The 3,128-nt window shown below is 70.5% G+C and carries 4 protein-coding genes; 3 read left to right on the plus strand and 1 reads right to left on the minus strand.

The genetic code is table 11. The annotated features are described in order from the left end of the window. From VJR25_RS15395 to VJR25_RS15405, 3 genes are all read left to right on the plus strand, one after another. A partial coding sequence (locus VJR25_RS15395; protein WP_324116603.1) for a phosphoribosyltransferase family protein occupies positions 1-217 on the plus strand: 217 nt, incomplete at its 5' end. 108 nt (positions 218-325) lie between these two features. Continuing rightward, a complete protein-coding gene (gene hpf, locus VJR25_RS15400) occupies positions 326-988 on the plus strand; it encodes a ribosome hibernation-promoting factor, HPF/YfiA family (protein ID WP_324116605.1) in 663 nt (220 codons plus the stop codon). Between the two features lie 104 nt (positions 989-1,092). Next, on the plus strand, positions 1,093-2,301 hold the full coding sequence (locus tag VJR25_RS15405) for an amidohydrolase family protein (RefSeq protein ID WP_324116607.1): 1,209 nt from the start codon (positions 1,093-1,095) through the stop codon (positions 2,299-2,301). A 183-nt stretch (positions 2,302-2,484) separates the two neighbouring features. On the opposite strand, the gene VJR25_RS15410 is transcribed toward VJR25_RS15405, so the two are convergent. Continuing rightward, positions 2,485-3,128: DbpA RNA binding domain-containing protein (locus VJR25_RS15410; RefSeq protein WP_324116609.1), on the minus strand; the 644-nt coding region annotated here is incomplete at its 5' end.

The raw sequence follows: 3,128 nt of genomic DNA on the forward strand, positions 1-3,128 counted from the left end.
CGTGGCGGGAAGCCTGCGCGCCGGGGACGTCCGGGGGCTCTCGATCCTGCTGATCGACGACGTCGTCACCACCGGGGCGACCCTCGCGGAGGCACGCCGGACCCTGCTGGACGCGGGGGCCGCATCGGTCGCGGTGGCCTCCCTGGCGGCCACGCCGAGACGAGACGAGACCGGTACCCGAGCGGGTGACGATCAGGGCGACCGCCGGGTGAAATGATCCGAAAAACATCGTGACAGGGGCCGGAGTCGCGACTACGGTGGGGGGCACACAAGGCGACCGATGGTCCGGTCCCTCCCCGGCCGGACCGGAGCAAGGAGGTCAAGGATGGAAACCAGCATCGTCGGCGTGGGCGTGAGCATCTCGGATCGGTTCCGCGGAATCGTGGACGAGAAGGCCGCCCGCATCGAGCACCTCGCCCCGCGCGCTCAGCGTGTGGACGTGAAGGTCACTCACCGCGCCTATCACAACGGGCAGCGGGAGGACTCGACCGTCGAGCTGACGCTCACCGGCAAGGGACCGCTCGTGCGTGCCGAAGCAGTGGACGGTGACAAGTTCACGGCTCTCGACCTCGCTGTCGACAAGCTCGCCGAGCAGCTCCGGCGCGCGAAGGACAAGCGGGTGGGAGCCCGCAAGCATCCGCGCGGGGCCCATCTCGACAAGGGCACAGGAGCCATCCAGGGAACGGATCTGCACCCCGCCTCCGCCGACGTGCTGCACGCCGTCGCGACCGGCGAGGTGCCGATCATCACAGGGGCGGAGGATGAAGAGAACTACACCCCCGTCGTCATCCGCACCAAGCATTTCGATGCGGAGTGGATGACGGTCGAGGACGCCGTCGATCGCATGGAGCTCGTCGGACACGACTTCTTCCTGTTCATCGACGTGCGCACCGACCACCCGAGCGTCGTGTACCGGCGCAAGGGGTGGGACTACGGCCAGATCTCGCTGGCGACGATCGCGCCGCCGGCCGAGGAACTGGCCTCGTAACAGCGGAGTCGGGACGCCCCGGGCAGGATGCCCGGGGCGTCCTCGCGTCGGCGTGTCGATCGCCCCGGCTTGTCGGCGGGCGACCGCCACGGGAGAATTGTCTGATGAATATCCGCAATGTGCGCCCGTGGGGCGGAGACCTGTCCGACGTGGTCGTGGAGGGCGCCCGCATCGCCCAGGTGCGCCCGGCATCCGACGCGCCCGTGGGTGCCGACGAGGTCGACGGCCGCGGCCGCCTCGTGCTGCCCTCCTTCAGCGACGTGCACGTGCACCTGGACTCGAGCCGCATCGGCCTCCCGTTCCGGCCGCACACCGGCCGGCCCGGCGTGTGGGGCATGATGATGAACGACCGCGAGAACTGGCGCAAGACCGATATCCCGCACGCGCAGATCGTCGCCGGAACCCTCGAGCAGATGATCGCCAGGGGCACCACGCGCGTGCGCAGCTACGCCCAGGTCGACGTCGACTGCCAGCTCGACAAGTACCACTCCGTGGTCACCGCGAAAGAGCGCTTCGCCGAGCACGCCGATGTGCAGATCATGGTCTTCCCGCAGGCCGGCATCCTGCGCGAGGAGGGCACCGTCGACGTGCTCGAGGCGGCGCTCGCCGAGGGCGCCGACGTCATGGGCGGCATCGACCCCTGCCAGCTCGACCGCGACCCGGCCCGCCACCTCGACATCGTGTTCGGGCTGGCCGAGAAGTACCAGGTCGAGGTCGACATCCACCTGCACGAGCCGGGAGCGCTGGGCGTCTTCAGCACCGACCTGGTGCTCGAGCGCACGCGAGCCCTCGGGATGCAGGGCAAGGTGACGATGTCGCACGCCTACGACCTCGGGGCCGTCTCGGAGGCCACGTCGCGGCGTCTCATCGACGAGTTCGCCGAGCTCGACGTCGCCATGGCGACCGTCGCGCCGTCGACGAGCAACCACCTCTCGCTCGTGCAGCTCGTCGAATCCGGCGTGCGCATCGGTCTCGGCGAGGACGGCCAGCGCGACTACTGGAGCCCCTACGGCGACTGCGACATGCTCGACCGCACCTGGCAGCTCGCCTTCACCAACGGCTTCCGCCGCGACGACCACATCGAGCTCGCGCTCGCCGTCGGCACGATGGGCGGGGCCAGCATCATGTCGCACGACGTGCCGCGCGTGACGGGTGTCGGCGACCGGCCGGGGGTCGCCACCGGCGACCGTGCCGATCTCGTCATCGTCGACGGTGAGACGCCCACGTCCGCGGTGATGGACCGCGGCACCGACCGCACCGTCATCCACGACGGCCGCGTGGTCGCCGACGGCCTCGCGGTCATCGGTCGTTGAGCAAGCCGAGCGAGTCGAAACGCAAGGAGCAGACGATGTCATCCGATCTCGCGGAGGTGCTGCTCATCGCCGGGCTGGGAACTGTGATCGTGCTGATCGCCGCCGGATACGCCTGGTGGAGCCGCCGGCGCCGCTGAGCGCCCGCGGGCGTGCCTCGCCGAAGTGCTCTGCTCAGGCGCGCGCTCACCCGTCGCGGCGGGAGTGGCGGGGCTTGCGGGTGGGGCGATCGGCCCGATCCGCATGCCGACGGGTGGGCGCGCCGGTGTCGAGTCGCAGGTCGATCAGCTTGCCCGAGATCCGTGTCTCGGCGAGGCGGTCGAGCGTCTCACGCGAGAGATCCGCCGGCAGCTCGAGGAGCGAGAAGTCCGGCCGGATCTGGATCGCCCCGAAGTCGCCGCGACGCAGCCCGCCCTCGTTCGCGAGCGCCCCGACGATCTGCCGCGGCTCCACCCGCTGGCGCTTGCCGACGGCGATCCGATAAGTGGTCATGCCCTCGGACGTCCGCTGCCGCCGGTCCTCCCGGCGGCCGCCCTCCCGATCGAAGCGCCCCTCTCGCTCGGGACGGGGGCTTCGCACCGGGCGCTCGGGCTCCGGCTCCAGCAGCAGCGGAGACTCTCCCTGCGCCACGACCGCCAGCGCTGCGGCGACATCCGCTTCGGGGACATCGTGGTGGCGCACGTAGTGGGCGATGATGTCGCGGAATCCGTCGATGCGCTCGGTCTCGCCGAGCGCGGCGGTGATGCGGTCGTCGAAGCGGGCGAGCCGTGTCACGTTGACGTCCTCGGCACTGGGCAGCTGCATCTCGGTGAGCGTCTGGCGGGTCGCTC

Origin of the sequence: Microbacterium sp. (genome assembly GCF_035277845.1) — a bacterium.
Classification (GTDB): Bacteria; Actinomycetota; Actinomycetes; order Actinomycetales; family Microbacteriaceae; genus Microbacterium.